The organism is Turicimonas muris, from assembly GCF_002221595.1.
Taxonomy (GTDB): domain Bacteria; phylum Pseudomonadota; class Gammaproteobacteria; order Burkholderiales; family Burkholderiaceae_F; genus Turicimonas; species Turicimonas muris.
Genome location: NZ_NHMP01000001.1, coordinates 368,443 through 391,555 on the forward strand (window position 1 = coordinate 368,443; position 23,113 = coordinate 391,555).

General features: G+C 40.7%; 19 protein-coding genes and 1 pseudogene. 17 read left to right on the top strand and 3 right to left on the bottom strand.

What is annotated here, in order from left to right; translation table 11 throughout:
• Positions 1–43 precede the first annotated feature (43 nt).
• The 5 genes from ADH67_RS01850 (at position 44) to ADH67_RS01870 (ending at position 6,527) form a co-directional block, all read left to right on the top strand.
• On the top strand, positions 44–1,498 hold the full coding sequence (locus tag ADH67_RS01850) for a lyase family protein (RefSeq protein ID WP_066591109.1): 1,455 nt from the start codon (positions 44–46) through the stop codon (positions 1,496–1,498).
• A complete protein-coding gene (locus ADH67_RS01855; protein ID WP_143597700.1) occupies positions 1,407–2,867 on the top strand; it encodes a lyase family protein in 1,461 nt (486 codons plus the stop codon). Before ADH67_RS01850 ends, ADH67_RS01855 begins: the two co-directional genes overlap by 92 nt.
• An 84-nt stretch (positions 2,868–2,951) precedes the next feature.
• Entirely contained in the window at positions 2,952–3,986 is a 1,035-nt protein-coding gene (locus ADH67_RS01860) for a threonine aldolase family protein (RefSeq protein ID WP_158212609.1), read from the top strand.
• A gap of 12 nt (positions 3,987–3,998) precedes the next feature.
• The gene (locus ADH67_RS01865; RefSeq protein WP_066591113.1) at positions 3,999–4,976 is read left to right on the top strand and encodes a LysR family transcriptional regulator; all 978 of its coding nucleotides are present in this window, start codon (positions 3,999–4,001) and stop codon (positions 4,974–4,976) included.
• A gap of 240 nt (positions 4,977–5,216) precedes the next feature.
• Positions 5,217–6,527, top strand: coding sequence for an anaerobic C4-dicarboxylate transporter family protein (locus ADH67_RS01870; RefSeq protein WP_066591115.1), 1,311 nt, complete (start codon positions 5,217–5,219; stop codon positions 6,525–6,527).
• A 77-nt stretch (positions 6,528–6,604) separates the two neighbouring features.
• On the opposite strand, the gene ADH67_RS01875 is transcribed toward ADH67_RS01870, so the two are convergent.
• Together ADH67_RS01875 and ADH67_RS01880 are read right to left on the bottom strand one after the other, a co-directional pair.
• A complete protein-coding gene (locus tag ADH67_RS01875; protein WP_066591117.1) occupies positions 6,605–7,396 on the bottom strand; it encodes a hypothetical protein in 792 nt (263 codons plus the stop codon).
• A 1-nt stretch (position 7,397) separates the two neighbouring features.
• A complete protein-coding gene (locus ADH67_RS01880; protein ID WP_066591122.1) occupies positions 7,398–8,417 on the bottom strand; it encodes a LysR family transcriptional regulator in 1,020 nt (339 codons plus the stop codon).
• A 136-nt stretch (positions 8,418–8,553) separates the two neighbouring features.
• Here ADH67_RS01880 and argH point away from each other — a divergent pair, with 136 nt between their 5' ends.
• The 12 genes and pseudogenes from argH (at position 8,554) to ADH67_RS01940 (ending at position 21,536) form a co-directional block, all read left to right on the top strand.
• Complete coding sequence (argH, locus tag ADH67_RS01885; protein ID WP_066591123.1) at positions 8,554–10,065, top strand: argininosuccinate lyase; 1,512 nt, start codon at positions 8,554–8,556, stop codon at positions 10,063–10,065.
• A 60-nt stretch (positions 10,066–10,125) separates the two neighbouring features.
• Positions 10,126–11,448 (top strand): lyase family protein, encoded by a 1,323-nt coding sequence (locus ADH67_RS01890; protein WP_066591124.1) that lies wholly within the window; start codon positions 10,126–10,128, stop codon positions 11,446–11,448.
• A 3-nt stretch (positions 11,449–11,451) separates the two neighbouring features.
• Complete coding sequence (locus ADH67_RS13595) at positions 11,452–11,892, top strand: lyase family protein (RefSeq protein ID WP_084081404.1); 441 nt, start codon at positions 11,452–11,454, stop codon at positions 11,890–11,892.
• Between the two features lie 2 nt (positions 11,893–11,894).
• Positions 11,895–12,878, top strand: coding sequence for a lyase family protein (locus tag ADH67_RS01900; RefSeq protein ID WP_084081405.1), 984 nt, complete (start codon positions 11,895–11,897; stop codon positions 12,876–12,878).
• 552 nt (positions 12,879–13,430) lie between these two features.
• Positions 13,431–14,075: an OmpH/Skp family outer membrane protein gene (locus ADH67_RS01905; RefSeq protein ID WP_066591125.1), complete on the top strand. Its 645-nt coding sequence runs from the start codon at positions 13,431–13,433 to the stop codon at positions 14,073–14,075.
• Between the two features lie 24 nt (positions 14,076–14,099).
• Positions 14,100–14,369, top strand: a pseudogene (locus tag ADH67_RS13715) (HNH endonuclease); the annotation flags it as partial.
• 520 nt (positions 14,370–14,889) lie between these two features.
• Positions 14,890–16,101 carry an ATP-binding protein gene (locus tag ADH67_RS01915; RefSeq protein ID WP_089275691.1) on the top strand — a complete coding sequence of 404 codons (1,212 nt, stop codon included), beginning with the start codon at positions 14,890–14,892 and terminating at the stop codon, positions 16,099–16,101.
• Between the two features lie 196 nt (positions 16,102–16,297).
• On the top strand, positions 16,298–18,847 hold the full coding sequence (locus ADH67_RS01920) for a molybdopterin-dependent oxidoreductase (protein WP_066591127.1): 2,550 nt from the start codon (positions 16,298–16,300) through the stop codon (positions 18,845–18,847).
• 14 nt (positions 18,848–18,861) lie between these two features.
• Positions 18,862–19,623 carry a 4Fe-4S dicluster domain-containing protein gene (locus tag ADH67_RS01925; RefSeq protein ID WP_066591129.1) on the top strand — a complete coding sequence of 254 codons (762 nt, stop codon included), beginning with the start codon at positions 18,862–18,864 and terminating at the stop codon, positions 19,621–19,623.
• Positions 19,624–19,748: 125 nt separating this feature from the next.
• Positions 19,749–20,234 carry a molecular chaperone TorD family protein gene (locus tag ADH67_RS01930; RefSeq protein ID WP_236578444.1) on the top strand — a complete coding sequence of 162 codons (486 nt, stop codon included), beginning with the start codon at positions 19,749–19,751 and terminating at the stop codon, positions 20,232–20,234.
• Complete coding sequence (locus ADH67_RS01935) at positions 20,218–20,526, top strand: ArsR/SmtB family transcription factor (RefSeq protein WP_066591133.1); 309 nt, start codon at positions 20,218–20,220, stop codon at positions 20,524–20,526. Before ADH67_RS01930 ends, ADH67_RS01935 begins: the two co-directional genes overlap by 17 nt.
• Before the next feature lie 101 nt (positions 20,527–20,627).
• Positions 20,628–21,536: a permease gene (locus tag ADH67_RS01940; protein ID WP_066591135.1), complete on the top strand. Its 909-nt coding sequence runs from the start codon at positions 20,628–20,630 to the stop codon at positions 21,534–21,536.
• Positions 21,537–21,792: 256 nt separating this feature from the next.
• On the opposite strand, the gene ADH67_RS01945 is transcribed toward ADH67_RS01940, so the two are convergent.
• Positions 21,793–23,109 (bottom strand): glycosyltransferase family protein, encoded by a 1,317-nt coding sequence (locus ADH67_RS01945; protein WP_066591137.1) that lies wholly within the window; start codon positions 23,107–23,109, stop codon positions 21,793–21,795.
• Positions 23,110–23,113 lie beyond the last annotated feature (4 nt).

Consider the following 23,113-nt stretch of genomic DNA (forward strand, 5'->3'; position numbering starts at 1 on the left):
CAATAATTCCTCTATATCCTTCCCATATCTTTAAGGAGTTTGTATGCGTCTAGAGAAAGATTCTCTGGGAGAATTAGAGGTTCCTGATGAGGCATATTACGGTATACAAACCGTCCGAACCTCAAATAACTACAGGGTGAGTAACCATACTTACAATGAATACCCCGAGGTAATTGCGGCTGTTGCAGAAATAAAGAAAGCATGCGCAATAACAAACGCACAAATAGGGGCGTTAAATGAAGAAAAAGCCAGAGCAATATGCAAAGCTTGCGATGAAGTTATCAGTGGAAAATTCGCAGGTCATTTTCCAGTGAACGTGTGGCGGTCGCAAGGAACGGGCGTTAATATGAATGTCAATGAGGTATTGGCCAACAGAGCAAACGAGATTTTAACGGGAAAAGTATCTTATGAGGCAATTCATCCCAATACCCATGTAAATATGTGCCAGTCTTCGAATGATGTTTTCCCAACTGCGGAAGCCATCGTCATTTTTCGTTTAATCGAACCTGTTTTAAAAGAAGCTAGAGAAATTGAATCAACTCTCCTGATCAAGGCTAATGAGTTCAAAGAAGTAGTTCGACTAGGAAGAACTGGCCTTCAAGATGCCGTCCCTATGACTTGGGGGCAAGTTTTTGCTGGATGGCTTAGATCTGTTTCCCGGGTTAGAAAGGAACTAGAAAATCTTAGACCTATTTTTCAATTTGGTGTAATGGGTGGGACTGCCGTAGGGACGGGGATGGGGGTTCTGCCTGGTTATCCGGAACTTATATATCCGAATCTCTCGAAAGTAATTGGTTTTGAGATGAAGCAAAGGATGTATGAAGATGAGGTAGTAAAGAATAGCGGGATTTTTGACGGGATGAGAAACACAGACCACCATTCGATTTTAATGGAGGTAATAAAAGAGCTTGTCGCCGCAATAACGAGAATAGCTAATGATTTGATCTTGTACTCTTCAGGTCCGAGAGCCGGGATTAAAGAAGTTGTGCTTTCCTATATCGCTGAAGGTACTACAGGGTATGAATCTGAGAACACGGCATATTTATGTGAACTAATGACGGATGTGCTCGGTGAAATGGTTATAGCCGAGGAGATGGCTTTTTACTCTTCTAATGAGGGTCAACTGGACCATGGGTCGATAAACTCAGGCGGATTTATAACGGTGGTGAATGCTTTGAAATTGGCAGCTTCTTCATTAAGGTTATTTAATGAAGAGTGTCTAAAAGAAGTTCAGATTAACGAAGAAGTGGTGAGAGGTTACGCTGAATTATCCACTTCATTGTCCACGATGGTAAGTTCTTTGTTCGGCTATCCGACTGGAGTTAAAGTGGCTAAAAAAGCCATAGAAACTAATCGATCGTGTAAAGAGGTTGCAAAACAGGAAAAAATTCTCTCTTCAGAAGTGTGTGAAGAAATTTTTGATGTTCTTGCACTTACTGACAGGGACAAAACTGTTGAACTTTTCAGAAAGTATAAATCTATTAGAAAAATCGACTGAAAAAGGTTTAAAAATGAGTTTCTTTGCTAATGAATCACTTACCAAAGCACCATTGTGTTTTGGTCACGAAAAACTAAATGAATTTCCCGAATATGTAAATGCCGTTGTGAAAATACGGAAAGCTTCTGCCTTGGCTAATAGAGAGTTAGGATATCTTTCAAAAGAAAAGGCGGCAGAAATTTCTCGGGTTTGTGACGGTCTAATAAATGTATCTGAGCCATTGACTTGTTTTGAACAAACTATACTTAGATTTATCGGTATGCCGGCAAACAAAATTATTAATGAACAAATACAGATAAAGGCTGAGATACCAATTAGTTTGGATGAGATTTCTTTAAATCAATGGACAAATGATGTTACCGTGACAGCAGAAGCTATTGCAATTCGTTCAGATCTGTCTTTGTTGTCTAAAAACTTAAGGATCTTATGCAACGAGTTAGGAAGAAAGGCAAAAGAATTTGAAGGGGTGGTGAAATGCGGCCGATTGGGTTTAAGGGATTCTTTTCCCATAAGGCTCGGAGACGAATTCAAATCTCATAAAACCATAATTGAAGCTATCATCGGAGAATTACAGGAAGAAGAGAAATTTTGGACATTTAGTGTCTTAGGGGCAGGCGATCTAGGAACCGGACTCGGAGTGCTTCCTTCATTTTCTAGTAAGGTAACTCAGCTTTTAAGTGAAGAGTTAGGCTACAAATTATCTCTTAAGGAAGAAGAGTTCCAGCCTTCATTAAACAATCGGTATAGATTCATAATTGCTCATTCAAAGATCCAGGCCGCCGCAGTTGCACTATGGAAATTGGCCAGAGATCTTACTATCATGGCTTCCGGTCCGCGTGCTGGAATTAGGGAGATCGTTTTGCCAGCAGTTGCCCCTGGCTCTTCTATCATGCCTGGCAAGATTAATCCAACAGTTGCAGAATTGATTATGAATATCTGTGATAAGGTCTTTGCTAACTCGTCAGGGTTGAATGTGGGGGTTCACGCAGGATGGCTTGAAAACGATTCAAATTCCTCATTGCCATTGAAAGCAATTCTTGACTCTTGCCAATTGCTTAGTCGTGGAGCTATGGTCTTAGTAGAAAAGGTTGTGAAAGGAATAACGTCTAATTCTGAACGTTGTTTAGAACAGGCGCAAATGAGCTTGGCTCCTGCTTTATTTCTTCAAAAGATTATTGGTAAAAATGAAACCAAGAAAGTTCTTGAGTTTGCATTAATCAATAATATTTCGTTAGCGGATTCCTATAGAAAGCTCATTGGAGAAATAGAAAAAGGTTCTCTTCTTGAGGATCTATTCGACGTCTACCTTCTTTCTCGAAAAGAAGGTGCAAAAAATTTCATGAATAAATTGAGATTATTTACCCAATAAGGCAAGATTCAAAATTCAGAATTCCAGAAATTGAAATTAAAGATGCCCTGGCGCATAAGACTTTAGAAAGGCATGAAAATGGAAATGTTTCAATGTGATTACACAGGAGGTTGTCATCCTGCAATACTTGATCTTTTGAAAAAATCAAATGAACTTGTGCAGCTAGGCTACTGTGAAGATGAGTTCTGCAAAAAAGCAGAAAAAGAAATATTAAAAACATGCCATTTATCCTCATCTTTAGCTAGGGTATTTTGGGTTGCTAGCGGAACAATGGCCAATCTGGTGACGATTGATACTGCTCTCTCAAGTAACGAAGCTGTGCTGGCGGCTGACTCCTCCCATATTGCCACCGCAGAGGCAGGTGCAATTGAAGCATGTGGAGGAAAAATCCTTTCCCTAAATAATAAGTTAGGAAAAATATCATCTTCTCAAATTGACGAGATTTGTGAGGATTACTATAGCCGCGAAGAAGTAGAACGCTCCCACCTCTCTCGGCCAGCAGCGGTCTATATTTCTTTTCCTACAGAATTCGGAACTCTCTATTCTTTGGATGAATTAGAAAATATTTCGAAGTCCTGCAAAAAATACGATCTAATCTTTTATATAGATGGAGCAAGATTAGCCTATGGATTAGCCGCTTCCAATATATCGTTGGCTCAAATAGCAAAGGTTGCCGATGTCTTTTATATCGGAGGTACGAAATGCGGAAGCTTGATAGGGGAAGCTCTGGTTGTAAATAATTCCAAGATTTCTAAGAGATTACTTGGAGTTTTGAGAATGCGCGGGGGCTTAATAGCTAAAGGCCGACTTCTTGGCTGCAGTTTTTTAGCTTTGTTTGAGAACAATTTATATCTTTCGATCGGAGAGAGAGCGGTTAAGCAGGCTCAAGTCATTAGCGAAGCCTTTGAAAATGCCGGCTTTCCGCTCCTGGTGCCAACCATGACAAATCAGGTTTTCCCGGTCGTAGATGCTTCTACTCTGGAGAAACTGCAGAAAAAGTTTAAACTAAGAGTCCTAAGGAAGACAGACGATGAACATTATTTACTGCGTTTGTGTACTTCATGGTCCACTTCTGAAAACCAAATTCAAACAATAGTCGCCTTTCTTAAGAAAATCTAAAAGGAGAACAGTATGCTCGAGGATGCTGTTTATACCCACGAGTGGCTGCTGTTTATTTCTCTATGTGAGACTGGTTCGATGAAAGAATCAGCGGAATTATTTTCGCTTAGTACATCGGCTGCATCGAGAGCGTTAAAAAGGCTGGAGGACACACTAGAGGTCACTCTTTTTGATCGTTGTTCCAAGCCGATGACCCCGACACCAGACGGAAAAATTCTGTACTCTAGAGTCAAGACTGCAATGAAGAGTACTAGAGAGGCATTAGAGAATGTGAGAGAAAAAAATTCATTGCATTCAGAATTAAAAATTGGTTTCTTAGAAAGTATGTCCTTGTCTATAGTCCCCCAATTTTTATCAAATTTTAAGACAAGAGTAGGAACTATTACTTGTCTGACGGGGAGTTCAGACAGACTGATTGAAAGACTCAAAAAGCACGATGTAGATATTATTGTCTCTTCCGATCCGGCTCTAAAAAATACAGATTGGAAAAGAATTTTGATGATTCGAGAACCTTCTGTTGCTCTCTTCCCTAAAGGTATCTATTTAGGGGAGGGAAGAAAAAACCTTAGCTGGAACCAGCTTTCCCTATGCAACTTGCCATTCATCAATTCTTATGGAAAGAGCGGCAGAGGAAAACTGGTAAATAACTTTTTAATAACCTATGGAATTCAGTTAGTTGGCCGGATTAAAGTCGACAATCTTGCGATCAAACTTTCCATGGTGGCAAATAACAGCGGTTGGACCATTACTAGCCCCTTGAGTCTTTTAAACTATCCTGCGTTTACGAAAGATATTGATGCAATCCCTCTTCCAGCTCCAGGAATGGAAAGACGGATTTATTTGATAGCAAACGAGCTCTTTCCCCAAGATTTGTTTGAGGACATCGCAAAAGAAGTTTGCAAACTATATTCCGCTTCAGTTCTGCCCTCTCTCAAAACTCTATGTCACCAAAATATTGGTGAATTTCACATTCGACAGGCCACCTTTTAATGCCGCCTTGAGTTACTGGGCTGTCTTTTTTTACCTTTTGTCTGCATTAAAAAATCTCTAAATTTATCCCGGAAAAAATAATTGATACTCTGGAAATACAAAGAGGTAGTGGCTACTTTTTTATCCTTTTAAGGAGTTTTTGCATATTTAAGTTGCAGCCTGAGCAACTAAGATGACAATCCTGCTTGTTAGCAAGAAGATAAAAAAACAAAAAATTTAAACCTCCCAAGGAGAATAATCATGGATGTCTTTTTGCAAGCAGTAGTAGTACTTGGTGCAGTTATTATCGGCGTCAGATTCGGGAGCATAGGGCTCGGAATATGTGGTGGCGGCGGTTTGATGATCTTAAATCAGGTTTTTGGGTTAAGGCCTACAGGAGCACCGGTTGATGTAATTCTTATTATTTTGGCAGTCGTCATTGCAGCATCTGCGATGCAAGCAGCTGGTGGAATTGATTTTATGGTTCGAATTGCAGAACGAATCATTCGTGCAAATCCAAAAAGAATAGTATTTATTGCTCCATTAGTAACCTGGTTTTTTTCCTTTTTGGCAGGTACTGCAAACATTGTTCAGGCTCTGCAACCGGTTATTTATGAAGTTTCGTATTCTTCGAGAGTGCGCCCGGAACGTTCTATGACGGTCTCTGCCATTGCAGCGCAACAGTCATTAGTTGCTTCTCCTGTTGCAGCTTGTACGGCGGCATTGCTTGGGTTACTTGGCTCAAGCGGATCTAATATGACCTTGGGTCAAATTATGATGGTGACTGTTCCTTCTACACTGATTGCGGTCCTTATCACCTCTTGTGTTATGTCTTTTTACGGGAAAGAGTTGGATAACGATCCAGAATATCTCCAACGACTCAAAGATGGATTAGTGCTGCCTCCGAAACCGATCGAACATAAAGAATTGCCTAAGACAGCAGCGTGGTCCGCTATCATTTTTGTTCTTGGAGTTGTTTTCGCCGTTGTGGCCGGATTCTTCCCTGAGATGCGAACTCCAAGTACCGGAAAACCTATTGGTATGGGTGTTTTCTTACAAATGTCTATGTTGGCAGCCGCTTTTCTTATTCTGATCATCTGCAGACCTCAGATGAAAAAAGCTCTAGAATCCTCTGTCCTTAGAGCAGGAATTTCCGCAATCATTGTTATTTTTGGACTTGCGTGGATGGCTGATACATTCATTTCCGCCCATAAAGCCGCATGGATTGCTTCTATGGGACAGTACCTCCAAAATTACCCGATTCTTTTCGCAGTTATTTGTTTCTTTGCTTCTTCCTTCTTGGCTTCTCAGGCAGCAACAGTTAGAGCAATTATGCCAATTGGGATTGCGCTTGGTTTAACGCCTGCAACCTTGGTTGGTTTATACCCAAGTGTTAATGGAACCTCTTTTTTCCCAGCTAGCGGCCCTGTTATTTCAACGATGCAGTTTGACCAATCCGGGACTATTAAGATTGGGAACTACGTATTAAATCATTCTTTTATGGTTCCAATGTTGGTAGCCACTACTTCTGCAACCTTAATTGCATTCGCTTTTTCGAGAATCGTTCTCTAACTTTTTTTCGGAAGACTTAAAAATTTGAGACAGGACTTGGGGAGCTGAACCCAGGTCCTTTTAAAATTACTTTGCTCTTAAGATTTGTTTTGAGCTTCAAGAACTGACTCCAAAATTGTATTTACAAGTTTGGATTGAATAGTAGGATTCCTCAATGTTGATGATTCATTGGAAAAGTCAATAAAACTTAACTTTGAATTTTTTATTTGGGAGATTTTTTTGTATTCCGAGGGTTGAACCCTTTCTCTATCACTGAATAACACGAGAGTTGGTAAGGAAGCTTGGCTTAGGAATGCAGAAGGCTCAATCATTCCGGGAATAAAAGAACTTATGACGTGTCCGATACCGGGGCCATATCTTGATATCAGATAAGTCTTAAATTCATAAAAGCAATTTTCGACGATCACTAGGTTAGGAGCTTTTTTCAACTGAGAGGCGATTGCCAATGTGGGCAAAGAGCCGATAAATTTCCCGTAGAGAATGAAAGGGGAAAAGCTAAAATTTTGAGAGGCGTAGCCGATGGCTTCTTTAGAAAGTTCCATGAAGATCTCTAAATTTAATTCACCCTCATATTTTCCAAAACCCGGAATATCGTAAAGAATGACTTTCAGGCCGAGATCGCAGAGCCATAAAACCTGTGGTAAATGAGCTGACATATTTTTAGAACCGTCTGTGGTAAAAATTACGGTTCCTATTTCCCCTTTTGACGGCTCAATTATGAGAAAGTTTGTAGGAGGATGCCCGACAATCGTAGTTTGGCTTGCTTCCTCAAAATGATAGCCTAAAATATCCGGACGCCAGTAACTCCGTTCATCAGGCTCGAAGAATAAACCTTCGGATAAACGTTGGATAAAAGTTAAGCTCTTCATGCTAATCAGAAACAGAGCTGAAAGAGATCTTTTTTTCGTTATCAAGATCCACTGTAAATATTTCTTCTTCTAACCAAGGAGCAATTTCAATAGTTTCTTTGGCTAATTTTTTCTGAGTAATTCTGGTCAAGGCTTCAAATATGGTCTGAAAGAGGCTAAATGGAACAGAGTTTCTTGAAACTAAAAATACTTCTCTTGATAAAGTAGGTGCAGGCATTGCTCTTAACTGGATGTTTGGCAGGTACTTTACATGTTGAAGCACTCCGGAAGGTCTGGAGATTGTCCATCCTAGACCCGCATCAACTAATTCTAGAAGAACAGAGTTGTTGTCAACATTGTACTTTTGCAAGATTGGAATGTCATGGGAGACTAAAAAGTTTTGGAAGAGTTTCCCGCCTCCGGTGGCTTTGCTTAAGCCAATGTAAGGTAAGCCGCATAATCTTAAGTTGGACCAGGTCAAGCTTTGATTTTCTAAGGGGAAAGAATTAGGTAAAACTAAAAGAGAGGGCTCCCCATAGAAAAACTTTTTCCTCATGTCTTTTAGCTCAATACTTGGATCGGATGAAATAAAGATATCGATTTCATCTTTTAAAAAACGACTATATAGATGATCGCTTGTCCCGGAAAGAATTGTGCAATGTGTTATTTGTTTATTTATGGTTGAGATGAGAGAACTCGTTATCACTCGAGTAAAACTATCGAGCACGCCGATTCTCAAATCAATTCTCAAATGATTTTTTGTTCTTAGTGATTCGATTAGTTCCGGGACAGAATTAAGGAAAGGCCTACAGGTTTCTAATACTTCTTTACCGTCCGCTGTTAAATTTACTGGTCTAGTCGAACGGTCAACTAATGTCGTTTTCAAAGCATTTTCAAAGGCCACAAGTTTTCTCGAGGCAACTGACTGGGATACTCCTAAGTTCTGAGCTGCCTCCGTAAAAGATTGAGTTCTATGGATCTGGAACAGCAGTTCCACCGCTTCTGAGACAAAAAAAGAGCGAGGAGATTGGGACGCAGGCATATTTTTCTCTGAGGCAAAATTATTATGCTTATTATGAATATTTTTAGACGTTTTTTCGCAATTGTGAAAAATTAATACTCAGGAGTTCTTGATTTGAATAACAAGAATATTCATTGATTTTGACCAAGGAGAAAAAATGTCTCAAAAGAAACCTGATTTTTCCAGAGGGAAAATCTCCAAGCCATTGGCTCAGGAGATCATTAAATATATTAACGATCCGATTGCCAGAGCAGATTTCGAACAATCCTATGACACGATGCTGGATATTAATCGTGCGCATGTGCTTATGCTGTGCAAACAAGGGATCATTGAAAAGGCCGTTGCTCAAAAAATATTGAAAGCAACTGATGAAATTCAAAAAGATAGAGTCCTTCCTGACTTTAGTGAGAATATTGAAGATTTGTATACCAACCTCGAGGGTCGACTTATCAAAATGGTCGGAATGGAAGTCGGGGGACAACAGCATACAGCTCGTTCTCGCAATGACTTAGGGGCAACGGTAATACGAATGGATACTAGAAAGTATTACCTTCAGCTTGCCACCTTGTTTAATAAGATGCGAAAAACAATTTTGGCTCTTGCTAGACAAAATTATGATGCAGTTTTTTCTGGTTACACCCATATGCAGCCGTCTGAGCCAGTTTCTTTTGCCCATTACCTTTCTGGAGTTCTTTCTGGTCTTTCAAGAGATTACCAACGATATGCAAATGTTTGGGAGTCTTTGAATCTCTGTCCATTGGGCGGCGGATCTATGGGATCCACTTCTTATGACATCGATAGAAAATATACGGCTAAGCTTTTAGGATTTAACGGTCCTATTCAAAACTCAATTGATTGTGTCGCTTCTCGTGATTATGCTTTAGAAACTGTCATGACATTGGCAATGGCTAGCGACACAATGAGCCGGTTGGCCTTTGACCTCTATATCTGGTCGACTCCAGAATATGGATATATCGAAGTTGATGATTCTTGCGCTGTATGCTCTTCAATTATGCCTCAGAAAAAGAATCCGTTCACTCTAGAGCATATGAAAGGATTGGCAGGACATATGGAAGGCTTTGTGGTAGGTATTTATTCCTGCATGAAGAATATCATTTACTCCCACTGCAAAGACACAAGTGTTGAATCTACCCGATATCTGCATGAAGCCATGCATGACATGGAAATCGACTTTACTTTGGCAAATATTACAATCGGCACACTTGCCGTAAAGAAAGATAAGATGCGCGATAAGGCTCTTAAGAATTTCTGCACCGTCACTGAATTAGCTAATTATTTAGTTCGCTACGATGGAATTCCGTTCAGAGAAGCACATCATGTGGTAGCAGGAGTTGTTGGAAAACTTTGTGAAGAAGGTTTGGATAGTTCTAAGATCGACCGAGCTTTAGTCAATGAGATTGCAGAAGAGCATTTTGGATTTGAAACTAAGTTAACCGACAAGTTAATCAAAGAGGCGCTTGATCCAACAAGAATTGCCGAGGCTAAAAAATGCCTAGGCGGAACAGCTATGGCTGAAGTTAAACGCCAGCTTGACCTTCTTGAAGATCAAATTGAAAAAGATGAAAAGATATTAGCGGATCGAGTAGTTCAAATTGAAAACGCCGCTCTTAATCTGAGAGCCTCCGTGAAAGAACTTGAGGAGGCATAGAGCTCGTCTTTTGTGTTGATAGAAACCATTCTTCGAAGGTCATCTTCCTATCTGACTATTATGATGAATAGCATTCTTTTTTCAAAACGCTCTTTGAATAGTTATCCTCTTTTTATTCAAAGTTATGCCGAAATCAAAAAAGCCGCAGCTAAGGCGAATAAGGATTTAGGTTGTATTACGGAAGAAGCAGCCGGGAAAATCATATCCTGCTGTGACAAACTCAAAGAGAGTCCTCAATCAAAAATTTTTGAGACTCAGGCCTGGTGTATAGACGGAGTGGACTTTAATTTTCTATTTAATTCCTTTATTTCGGCTGAAACTGGAGTTCAGGTCGACTTGGTTAACAAAAACCAGATCGCTAATGATGTGCTCCAGACTGCCCAGAACTTGACGGTTTTAAAATATCTTGATGTTCACATGTTTGGGGTTGAAACCCTTATAAGGGCACTGAGAGAAAAATCTATTGAGTTCCAAGACACGCTTCATATTGGAAGATCTCACATGCAGGAGTCTTTGCCGGTCACATGGGGAGGCGTCTTCGGAGCAATGGCTCTATCAATACAAAAAGCGCTTGAAGAAATAAATAACGTTAGAGAGGTCTTTCTTGAGGTTTATCTAGGGGCGACGCCTATTGATCAGTTTGCGGTTTGTGCTCCGGGGTTCTCGTCGTTGGCAATTGAGTATCTTAGAAGGTATAGTCATTTTGGATTAAGAAAACCTAAAATTGACTTTTCGGATCAGCCCAATACTTATTACATAGCCTCGATCGAGGGAAACGACAAGTTTGTCCGACTATTGGGCTTTTTGCGATTGCTGGCTTTAAACATAGCTCGAATCAGCAATGACCTATATTTATATTCTTCGGGGCCAAGATGTGGTATTTCTGAACTTTCTCTTCCCGCAATTGCTCCAGGTTCCACAATCATGCCCGGGAAAATTAATCCAAGTATGCCGGAACTGATGCTGCAGGTTTTTCACCAAACAATGTCAATAGATCAAATGGCCTGTTTTTCTTATGTAGAAGAAGATATTGATTTGGAGCCAACGAATAATCCCGTATTTTTTGATTCCTTAGAAATAATAGAGGTAATAGGGAGAGGATCCTCTAAATTTGTAGAAAAGTGTGTTCAAGGGATTTCTCTAAAACCCTTTGAAAACAGTGAACATCTAAGGAACTCGGCTTCCTTAATAGCTATTGTTAAGCACATTTTCGGAAATAAAACCGCATCTCAAGTGGCTGAGTATTGTCTTGACAGGGAGGTTTCTGTTATAGAACTTGGTTTTGCTAACTCTAACAATGTCTCAACAATATTAGGGCTGGAAAAGTTCAAAAATCCACAAGAAGTGAAAGCATTTCTAGCAGAGAACGGTTATAAGGATTAAAACATGAGAAAAGAACATGACGCTCTTGGTTTCTTAGAAGTTCCGGATGAAGTGTATTACGGGATTCAAACAGAAAGAAACCACATTGCTTTTGATATTAGTCCGTTGCTGTTAGAAGATTATCCGGCTTTTATTGAAGCAGTAACAAAAATAAAAATTGCCTGTGCAAGGACAAATTTGGAAATTGGCGCGCTGGATAAAAGAAGGGCAGAAGCTATAGAGCAGGCAGCTAGAGAAATCCTTGAGAAAAAGTTCTCGCTGGATTTTCCCGTCAATATTTATCGTGGTTCAGGGACTCCTTTAAATGCAGGTATTAACGAGATAGTCGCACATAGAGCAAATGAAATTTTAAGTGGCTCCAAAACTGAGGGAGGAGTTCATCCAAGTACCCACGTAAATATGGCGCAGTCAAGTAACGATGTTGTTCCCACAGCAAAAAAATAGTAATGTGGGAACAAGTTACGAAGATTTTAAAGAGTCTTAACTCATTGATACAGGAGCTGGAGCGTAAAGGCGAAGAGTTCTCCGATGTCATCAAGATGGGCAGGACCGGTATTCAGGATGCTGTGCCTATTACACTGGGCCAACAATTAAATGCCTTTGCTCAAGGAATGAAAAGATCTAAACAAAGGCTTACGCAGGAACTTCACAACTGTAATCATTCTTGTTTGGGTGGAACCGCTGTAGGAACCGGTATGGGGTGCTTGCCCGGCTTTCGTGCAAAAGTGAATAAACACCTTTCAGATGTTTTGGGAAGAAAGATAGAAAGTTATGACGATTTAGTTGACGGGATGATGGCAATTGATGATTTGATTGCTTGTCACGGGATAATTGTTGCGCTAAGTGCCCAGGTTTGGAAACTGGCTAGAGACTTGAGATTAATGTCTAGCGGCCCAGAGTCGGGATTATGTGAGATTAGTTTTAAAACTGATAAGAACTGTCGAACCCCGCTATATCCTCAACGTTATGCTTCAAATTCATTAGAATCAGTAATTGCGGCTTGTAACCATGTTGCTGCAAATAATTCAGGTGTTCTTTACGGTTTGAAGAACGGTTGGTTGGATTTAGGAGCATGCTCAAGTATCCCTTTGCGTTCGATAATTGACAGCTCGGATCAGTTAGTGGCGGCTATGGATACTTTGACAAAGAAAGTTCTTCCGTCAATCGTTCCTAATAAAGAATTTTGCAAAAGAATGGCGGAAAGTTCTGTTTCTAACTCGACTATGATAAGTACAATTTTCGGCTATGAGGTGGGTGGCAAGGTAGCCCATTTGGCACTAGAAAAAAATATTTCTTGTCAGGAAGCAGCAAAAGAGCTAAACATATTGCCGGAGGAAATCATTAACGAGCTTTTTGATGTTTCCAACCTCACTAATCCTGACAATATGGAAAGACTTTTTGAAAAATATAAGTCCTATCGAAAAGTTTAGTCCTGGGAGTTGATAAAAGTCAGTAAGAGTCTATAAGGATAAGAAGGGGATGGGTAGCTTACAACTGTTTTGATCCCCAGTGATGTTGTGGATGACAGGCGCCTAAGAGCTAAGCAGTGCATTAGCTCTTGGCTTGGATGATCTGCTAAAACCAGAGGGTTAAGGCGTTCCTACTTTGTTTTTGTGGTGCAGGAGCAAATAGCCAAAAAATGGCACTCCTAGCGAGTGGAGAGAAACCAAAATCATGAAAAGGAATAGGAGGTTGGAAGGGTTTACGGATGGGACTCGAGTACGACAGTTCACATTTTGGATTTGTTACTAGAAAAATTTTATAAACAAAATCTAAATTTGGTCAAAAATAAAAATGGAAATAATTTTCAGACTTCCCATTAAAAAACGGCTCTTTTTTCTTATTTTTGAGATTTTGAAGTTATTCGATAATGTGAAAAGTTAAGTTTTAATATATTCCATAGAGCAGATATTCTTTGTAGGATCGCTTAATTTCTACCTTCTCTGAGGGAAGGAAATTTTATTTGTTTTAAGAATTTAACCATGGGTAAAAAATTGGATCCAAATTGGTGGAAAAACACAGGTTTCTTAAAATTTCCTCAAGCACAGAAATTGGATTCTATAGCTCGATCTTGTGGATTCGTGCCATCAAGTAAAGGCCACACCAAAAAAGTGAGGAGATTTATTCATATGGATAATGACTTGCCGCTTGATGTGGAACCAACCAAGTATGGAGCCAATATTTGGACTTATATTTTTGATGCTCCGGAAGGATCGTTTGTGTGCAGTAACTACCTTCCTCATGAAGGGAGAAATAGTAATCTACAGACTCTGCTAAATCACGAATCTATTCCAGAAGACAAGGAAGGTGTCTCCGCTTGGAAAATGGATGAATGCAATGATTCCTCCTTAAGAGATTTTGAAAATCTTCTTCAGGCCTATATAGCATGGGGAAATCAAAAATATCCTATGTTTTCTAGCAAAAAAGAAAAAATAGAGAATAAAACATCACAGATTGGAACCGAGGGTTCTAGTCTTGATGTTGCTTCTTCTCTTAAAAAAAAGTTGGAATTTCTAGAGAAGGAAGACCTCCAGTCTGAAGAAATCCGAGAAGCTAAACAGAGAAAATATCAGAACCAGTTGAGAGAGTTTTTGTTGGATGCACGAAAACACTGTGCAGTTTCCTGAGTCCAAACTAAAGAGCTTCTAGTAGCCTCTCACATAAAACCTTGGAAAGACTGTAGAGATCGCGAAAAATATGATCCTGATAATTTACTTCTTCTTTCGGCTCATTTCGACAAGCTCTTTGATAGAGGTTTAATTAGTTTTCATAACAATGGAAAAATTTTGATATCTCCTCTCTTAAGTAAGGCAGAACGAGAAAGGCTGAACCTCTGTGGAAATGAAAAGCTTGAGAACGTGCCATCTTCAAAAATGTGTGATTATCTTAAGTTCCATAGAAAAATGCACGGATTTAAGTGAAGTTTTCAGGTATGAGAGGGGGCGGTAATTCGATTTTCAACTATAAGTGGGTCAGACATTGCGAATCTGTTTGTTCTGTGTAAATCGTTTTTTTTTATGGTTTCACGTCGCTCAACAGGTTGAAAAAAGCTTCAGACTTATTCCATGACCCGAAGCTTTTGTCTCAAAAATAAAACTTATTTTTGTAATTTTTGGGAAATACCATCACTAGCAAGCTTGGCATTTGTTGCCACCTATGCATATTGGATGGGAGAGCTGACTCGTCCCTGTGGATGCTGTTGCCGGCTTTGCTGACGCTTTAAAGATTAGGTAGAGATCATCTAATTATTGCGTTTATCCCAGGACGCTAGAAGTAAGAAGCTTTAGCCGAAATAAGAATTCGCTGTCACAATTGGTTTGGTTTATGTGAAAATTTTAAGAATACAATCCAAATTTTTATATTTTTAATAAAAATTTGGATTGTATTCCACTAATTATTATTTTTAAGTAAAATATGGAATATGATCCAAAGAAATGTTGTATGAGAAAAAAGGTAGTGTTGGAAAGGGAGCCTTATCTAGCAGAGCTAGATAAGTGGAAGGATCTTCCGTTCATTAAAATTGTCACGGGTGTCCGTCGATGCGGTAAGTCGACTTTATTAAAGATTTTTGCTCAGCGTCTTTTGAAGAGTGGGGTCCGGCCAGAACAAATCATTGAAATTAATTTAGAGGATCTAGCCAACCAAAGACTTACTGATTATCAGGAGTTGCATCGGTATATCCTCGAGAGAGCTTCTAATTCTGGCGAATACTATATTTTTCTGGATGAAATTCAACAAGTTGAGAATTTTCAAAAAGCTGTCGACAGTCTTTTTCTTCACGATAACTTCGATATCTATCTCACAGGTTCCAACAGTCATATTTTGTCCGGAGAGTTGGCTACTCTTTTAACGGGTCGATATGTTCAAATAGAAATGCTGCCGCTCTCTTTGAAAGAATTTAAGAAAGCCTTCCCCGATAAAAGTGCTGAGGAGCTGTACAAGTTATATTTGTCCACTACGTCTTTTCCTTTTATTCTAGAAGTTCCTTCCGAATCTGAATTTTTAGATAGGATTCTTGACGGGCTATACAACACTGTAGTTGTGAAGGACATTCTGTCCAGAGTTCAGCTCCGTGAGCCGACAGTATTGACAAAGCTAACAAGGTTTTGCTTTGATTCCGTCGGGAATCGAGTTTCTGTGGCAAAACTTGCAAACTCGATGACCTCTGCGGGGACCAAAACCGATAATAAAACAGTAGAGAAGTACCTTCGCGGTCTGATTGATGCTTTTGTTCTCTACGAGGTTGATCGATGGGATCTAAAAGGAAAAGAACTCTTGAAGAGTCTCAAAAAGTATTACGCTGTGGACTTGGGCCTCAGAAGAACTCTGTTAGGTAGCGGCTCTCTGGCCGACGTAGGTCATCTCTTGGAGAACGTAGTATTTCTGGAGTTGAAGCGGAGAGGCTATAAAGTCTTCACGGGAAAACTTGACGAATTTGAAGTTGATTTTGTATGTACTAACGGTCAAGAAAAAATTTACATTCAAGTTGCAGCTTCGGTGCGAGACGAAGAGGTTTTGCGTCGAGAATTGCGTCCTTTGCTTCGAATTCAGGATAATTTCCCCAAGTATCTTTTAACATTAGACAATGATCCGAAGGCAAGTATCGATGGTGTTCACAAGATTAACGCTCTGGACTGGCTCCTTTCCGAGTAAGCAGTTATACGTAAGATTGAAAAAAGTTCGGATGATAAATCCGGTCAGTAGAGTTTTTAAGGAAGTCTAAGAAAATCATAAATACCCAACCAGATAAATGCTGTTCATATTTATTTTTCTTTGGTTTATACTTAGCAATATAGCTAAATATAAAATTAGCTAATTTCTAATCTCTTTTCCCCAAGGAAAACCTCTTATGAAACTTACAAGAAGAGTATTTATACAGCTTACCGGCAGCGCTGCTTTGATGGTTTCTGCACCAACAGTGCTGGCCCAAGGCCTCTCAGTAAAAAGACTCCCACTTCCGTGCAGGCCAGCTGAAGGCAAATGGATTGGATCGGCTTGTCAGGGATGCACTCAATACTGTGCTATCGAAGTTTTTAATCAGAATGGGCGAGCCACAAGAGTACGCGGAAATCAAAATTCGAAAGGTAATCATGGATTCTGCTGCCCAAGAGGACATTTGCTCCCTCAAGAAAATTATGATCCGGATCGTATTAAACAGCCTCTTAAGAGAACAAATCCTCAGAAAGGACGCGGGATCGATCCAAAATGGATTCCTATTTCTTGGGATGAAGCTCTGGATATAGTAGCCGACAAGATGGTTGAACTTCGAAATGCAGGCGAACCGGAAAGACTTCTTTATCTCAAAGGAAGATACGGCAATACTTCCCATGCTCTTCTTTATGGTACTCTGACAAAACTCTTCGGTTCTCCGAATAATTTCTCAACCTCTGCTCTTTGTGCCGAAACAGAAAAAATGGGGCCCGGTTACACACAGGGGTTGTTCTCTTACAGAGATTATGACCTTGGAAATTCAAAGTGCGTTGTGTTCTGGGGTACGGATCCTTTTGCCTCCAACAGGCAGGTTCCTAACGTTATTTCAAAACTAGGGGAGCTTCAGAAAAAAGGTATCTTAATTACTGTCGATCCGAGACTATCTACTGCGGCCGCTAAATCTAAAGAATGGCTTCCGATACTTCCGGGAACTGACGGAGCTCTTGCTAATGCTATAGCTCATGTGCTTCTTACCGAAGGACTATGGAATAAAGATTTTGTCGGAGACTTTGCTGACGGTAAGAACTTGTTTGTTCCGGGAAAGACGGTAGATCCTCAGACCTTTAAAGAAAACAACACCCTCGGACTGATTACATATTGGAATGAGGAGGCTAAAGACTGGACTCCCGAAAGAGCCGCAAAAGAATGCCGTTTGGATGCGGAACAAATTAGACGGGTAGCTAAGGCTATGGGGCAGGCCGCCCCGAACGTGATCGTGTGGATGGGGCCCGGTGTTTGTATGAATCCGAGAGGTACGTACACGGCAATGGTGGTTCATGCGCTCAACGGCATTTTAGGCTCAGTTGATAACGTTGGAGGAACCCACGATCCTGTCAAATCTCTCAGCGGCAAGTATCCGTCAATGGATAAATATATTGACGAACTCGCCAAGGCTCATGGTAAAGGGAAGAAAATCGATGGCCGTGGAGACCTGGATATGCCGGCGGCTATGAAGGCCAAACTGGGCAGTGGCGTTGTGACCAACAATATTGCCAACTATATGCTCGAGAATCCAGATTTCGTGAAAGTTATGATTAGTTCGTGGACTAACACTCCTTTTGCTGCAGCCGACGGCAAACGCTGGGAAAAAGCTTTGGCTAAGGTACCGTTCTTTGTACATATGGTTCCGTTCCCATCAGAAATGACTCAGTTTGCTGATATTGTTCTTCCTTCTACCTTTAATGCAGCTGAAGGGATGGGCGCAGTAACAGGTTTCGGATCCATGCATGCCTGGACCTCGTTGCAGCAACCAACATGCGATAGGATTTGGGATGTAAAACAGGAAGAAAATGAAGTCACATGGCTTTTGGCAGAAAAACTAGCTAAGAAAGGCTGGCCGACACTGCTGAACTATTACTCAACAGAATTTGTCGATCCTGAGACAGGTGCTAGACCAACTAATGAAAAAGAGTTCCAGCTTATCACTACCAAGATAGCCTCTGCACCATGCTGGATCCGTACGTCGAAGCCGATTCCGGGCGATCAAATCAATGGTTGGGAAGACTTCAGGAAGAGAGGAATGCATAATTCCGCTCATCAGGTTTACAAGAAACATTGGGGCGGAAAGTTCCCAACACCGAGCGGTAAATTTGAGTTTGTTTCCGGAGATCTAAAAAAGGTCTTAGAAGCTCACGCAGCTAAATACAACACAACTCCTGACAAGATTCTTGATGCTTGCCATTATCAAGCTAAAGGGATCAAAGGGTGGATGCCTCACTATGAAGAACCTTTGCGTCATGGTGAAGAGAAGCAATATCCGTTCTTGTTTATTGATCACAAGAGCCGCTTGAACCGTGAAGGTCGCTCTGCCAATCTTCCTTGGATGCAGGAATTCAAGAAATGTGATGCCGGGGATCGTTCATGGGGAGATGTCCTTAAGATTAATCCGATCGATGCTAAAGCTCTGGGTATTCAGGATAATGACATCGTCGAAATTTCTTCTCCGGTCGGAACCATTGTCACTGAAGTGAAACTTTGGGAAGGTGTAGGTCCAGGTACGGTTGCAAAAGCCTATGGTCAGGGTCACTGGGCATATGGCCAGATTGCTGCAAAAGAATACAGAAAAACACCCCGGGGCGGCAATAACAATGAAATTCTAGTGGACGACTACGACCGCTTATCGGGTACTTCCTGCAGAAATGGCGGATTTACCAGAGTCAACATTAAGAAAAATTCTCAAAAACTTTAAGCCAGGAGAAAGAAATGAGATTTGGAATGATCATTGATTTGAATTTATGTTCTTCCTGTGGTGCCTGCGCCCTGGCTTGCAAAGCTGAGAATAACACAAGAACCCGAGGAGAAGGCCAGTCATTTAATTGGGCAGATTTCATTCAAGAAACCAGAGGGGTATTCCCAAATACAACACAGATTGCCATTCCTGTCATGTGCAACCATTGCGAAAATCCGCAGTGCGTTAAAGTCTGTCCGACAGGCGCCATGTTTGTCAGCCCCGAAGGAGTTGTTCTTCACAATGACGAGACATGCGTAGGATGCCGTCTGTGTCAGAATGCGTGCCCTTACTCTTCTGCTGAGTTAGGACCCGAAAGCTTGGACGGTAAGACTTACTCTGTCATCAGCTTCAATCCTAAAGGAGTTGATCCGAGAGGAGATGCTGCAACCCGACCTGCTCTTATCAGAGGAGCCACAGGCGATGCTCAGGAACTTGGCCAAAAGGCCGGTGCTGTTCCAGCATATGCCAATCTATTTAAGGCAGGCGATTCCGCCGCTCAAAGAAAGGAGGGCGTAGTAGAAAAATGCAACTTCTGCTACCACCGTACTTCCAACGGAATGAATCCTGCCTGTGTGGATGCCTGTCCTGCCGGGGCTAGGATATTTGGTGATTTAGATGATCCAACCTCTACTATTTCTGCAAAATTGAAGACGGGAAAAGTCCAAAGACTTCAAGAAGAAAAGGGAACTAATCCAAAGGTCTTCTACATGGGACAGTTCTCTCCGAGAGAGTGATCTGTTAACCTATTAACACGGAAGGGGCTTAGGCCTCTTCCTTGCCGCGAAATGTATTTATGAGGAAAAGACCTCTTAATCTTGTTTTGCTCGGTTTATTTGAACCCAGTCAGGAACTTAGAGATATGCATGTTTTTTTGAAAGCTGCAGAATCTTTGGATGGGAAATTAGCAGAAAAGGCCCGTCGTCTGGACGATTTGTACACTCAAGGGACCGAAGATGCAAAATCTTTTGAAGCAATGCTTTTGGACTACACACGGCTTTTTTTAAGTCCTGGTAGCCCTCCTGCCAAGAATTATCTTACTTGCTGGAAAGATAAGTTGGGCGACAAGATTCTAGACGAATATTTATCTTACCTAGGAAGCAGGGGTTTTGAAGTAGAAAGAGACATAAAAGAGCCGCCCGAGCATATTGTTCCAGTCCTCGAGATATACGAGCTTTTAGAACCAGAAGAAAAAGCCGAATTTTTTGAAAGATTTCTCAGTAAATTCGTCCTAGAATGGTCTCTGCTGTTAGAAACAGAAGCCAAGCACGAATTTTATAAAGAATTAGGAAGATTTTTTGCTGAGTGGAGTAAGTGGGAGTCTAAAGAGAATGGCAGAATTTCCTGAAGTTTACGAAGAGCAAGCGAAAATATTTAAAGCTCTCGGCCATCCGGCTCGCTTAATGATGGTAGAGGCGATGCTTGAAAATCCTAAAACAGTTACTGAGCTCACAAACATGGTTCAGTTGGAAATGCCTACTGTTTCCCGACATTTAGCAGTTTTGAAAGAAGCTCAAGTCGTTAAGGCACAAAAGAAAGCTAATTCCATTATTTACTCGATTGAGATGACTTGTCTGAAGGGCTTCCTTCAATGTTCGAGAAATACAGTAACAATGAAAAGAATCAAAAGAATGATATAACGGATTCCGAAATATCCGCTTTTCTACATTCTTACAACTTTTAAGAAGCATGCAGGCTCTAGCTTGCAGATGAGTTCTTATTATCTTTATTTGGGATCAAGATGCCTTCTTTTCTGCTTGAATTTTTAAAACTTACTTTTGAGCTTATCGGATTATTTTTTGTGATTTCGTTTTTAGTCGGAGTCGGTCAATTTTTCATCAATCCGAAGAGCAAAATTTTCACGTTTTCGAGAAACAATAAATTTTTATCTGCAAGCTGTGGGGCTCTCCTCGGAGGCGTTACTCCGTTTTGCTCCTGCTCAACTATTCCGTTATTTGTAGGCTTCGTTAAGTCAAAGGCACCCTTCTCCACTTCTATTGCTTTTCTTTTAGCATCTCCGATTATAAACCCTGCGATCCTCACCCTAATGGGAGTATTTTTCGGGATTAAAACAGCAATCTTATATGGTTTATGTACTTTTATCTTTGCCGTTTTATTCGGACTGGTTCTGGAGAAATTTGGGTTTGAAAAAGAGATTTATGACATTAGTATCACCGGAGGAAAGGAAGAGTCACAGATGTGGTCGGAATTAACCGGTACGTTTGGAATGAGGTTAAAAACTGTTATTCAAACGTCAATCTTCAATTCTCTTTTGCTCTTGAGAAAAGTATTTCCTTACCTTCTTGTCGGTACTGCGATCGGAGCTCTTATTCATGGTCTCCTACCGGTTTCCGTTGTTCAAAAAGTTGCAGGGATCCCAGCGTGGTTTAGTGTTCCAGCTGCAGCGCTTATTGGAATTCCCCTGTACATAAGGACGGAAACTATTATTCCAATGGCTACGGTTCTTCAGAGTGTAGGGTTAGGGCCTGGTGTTTTAGTTTCGCTAATGATTGGGGGCGGAGGCGCAAGCCTCCCCGAAGTTTCATTGCTCAGCTCCATTTTTACCAAGAAGATGCTGGCAGCCTTTCTTATCTCAGTTTTTACCGTCGCTTGCGCAACAGGCTTTATTTTTAACTCGTTATTAGGATAGTTCATTATGAAAGACTTAAAGAGCATATTCAAAAAAATCTTTATTACCCCTGAAAAGGAATGTTGCTGCAAGGTAAAAATTGCTAGAGAGAAGAATGACAAAAAAGAAAGTTCCAGCAGATCTTCGGACATCCAGAAAACTAAAACGGAATAAAACGTCATCTAATCTGGAGCTTTTTTTCAAAGATGGGCGGCTCAATTGGGGTGAATAAGTATTTTTATGCTCATTTGATTGAAAGGATTTTGATTCATATCTCCTAAGACGGTTTCATATAGCATCTTTCGTAGACTTCAATTAGGTCATTCGGAGTTCGCAGATTTTTGAGTTCATCTTCTAAGAAAAATTCTTCCCTGATTGCTCCAGTAGTTTGATTCTGCATAAACCTTTGAGCATTAGGCGTAAGAGTATGAATAGGACATTGATTGATCACAAAGTTCCATTGCTCAAGGAGAGGTAAATTGTCTTTTTCAAGAAAAACGAGCGGATCTTGAAACTCCTTTTCGGATTTCGATGACATTACAGCGGTAGGAATTCCCAAAGATGCAGCTTCAAGCGGAACTTGGCCAATTCCAGCGATGAACAGATATTGTCCAGCGGAATGTCTGAGGTAAGAATTAGAGGACACCGGTCCGATGAATTCAGCATCGTTTAGTTCAAGAGAAGAAAGAAAACGACGTTGCCACGGTAGCCGTGGCCAATCGGAAGCAATATGAAAATCTAGTCCATGTCTTCGACAGAAATCGACAAATCTAGAGATGTGGATCCTTTTGTCTTTCGAGAGACGAGAAATTAATAGTGCTTTCTTCTGATTTTTGTAGCTCCAGAACGAATTTGACTTCGAGGCATCGATCCAGTTTCGAATGACTTTAGTTTTCGGTACAAAGGCCAATTGGGAGGAAACAATGTAATGACAATATTCAAACTGTTGTTTCAGTTCCTTCGTCAATGCGAAGAGGTTATGGATTTGAGCTCCTAACATTATTTTGTCTTTCCAATCAAACAACGGAAGGTCGTAAAGTACCCGTGGATTTTTGACATGGAATTCAATGCCGTGGATGAGTCCTTCGTCAATCCATTTACCAATGACCGTACCAAGGTGCGGATCTCGATAATCCAAAATTAAATTGGGAAATTTTTGAGAAGCGGTATGTGCGTTATGTTGGCACAGGATCATGGGAACAAAGTTAAGTTCAGATAAAAGATCAGCAGTTCTTACGATCCTGGTTTCGGCGCCTCCGACTGAGGCCAGATGGTCGGTCATGAGGAGAATGACTTTTCGTTTGAGGAAGCTCTTATATTCATTGAGGTCCGGTGTCAGAGATTCCGGAGGCATAGATGTCTTAGTTTTTGATTGTTGTCGAAGTGTCTCTCTGTTTTGACGAGAAAAGACTGAGTTAATCATTGAAGCTTGGGAGAAAGCTAAAGGAAGCGGACGCACAAAAATCTTTCTCCCAAAGAGATAAAACTCTTCTCGATTGAAAGTTCTCACCAGAGAGAAAATGTGAATCGTTAAAATCTGACCTGTCAGGACTTTTCCAAAAAAGCCGTACCGTGTAACTTTGAAAATGGACATCAAT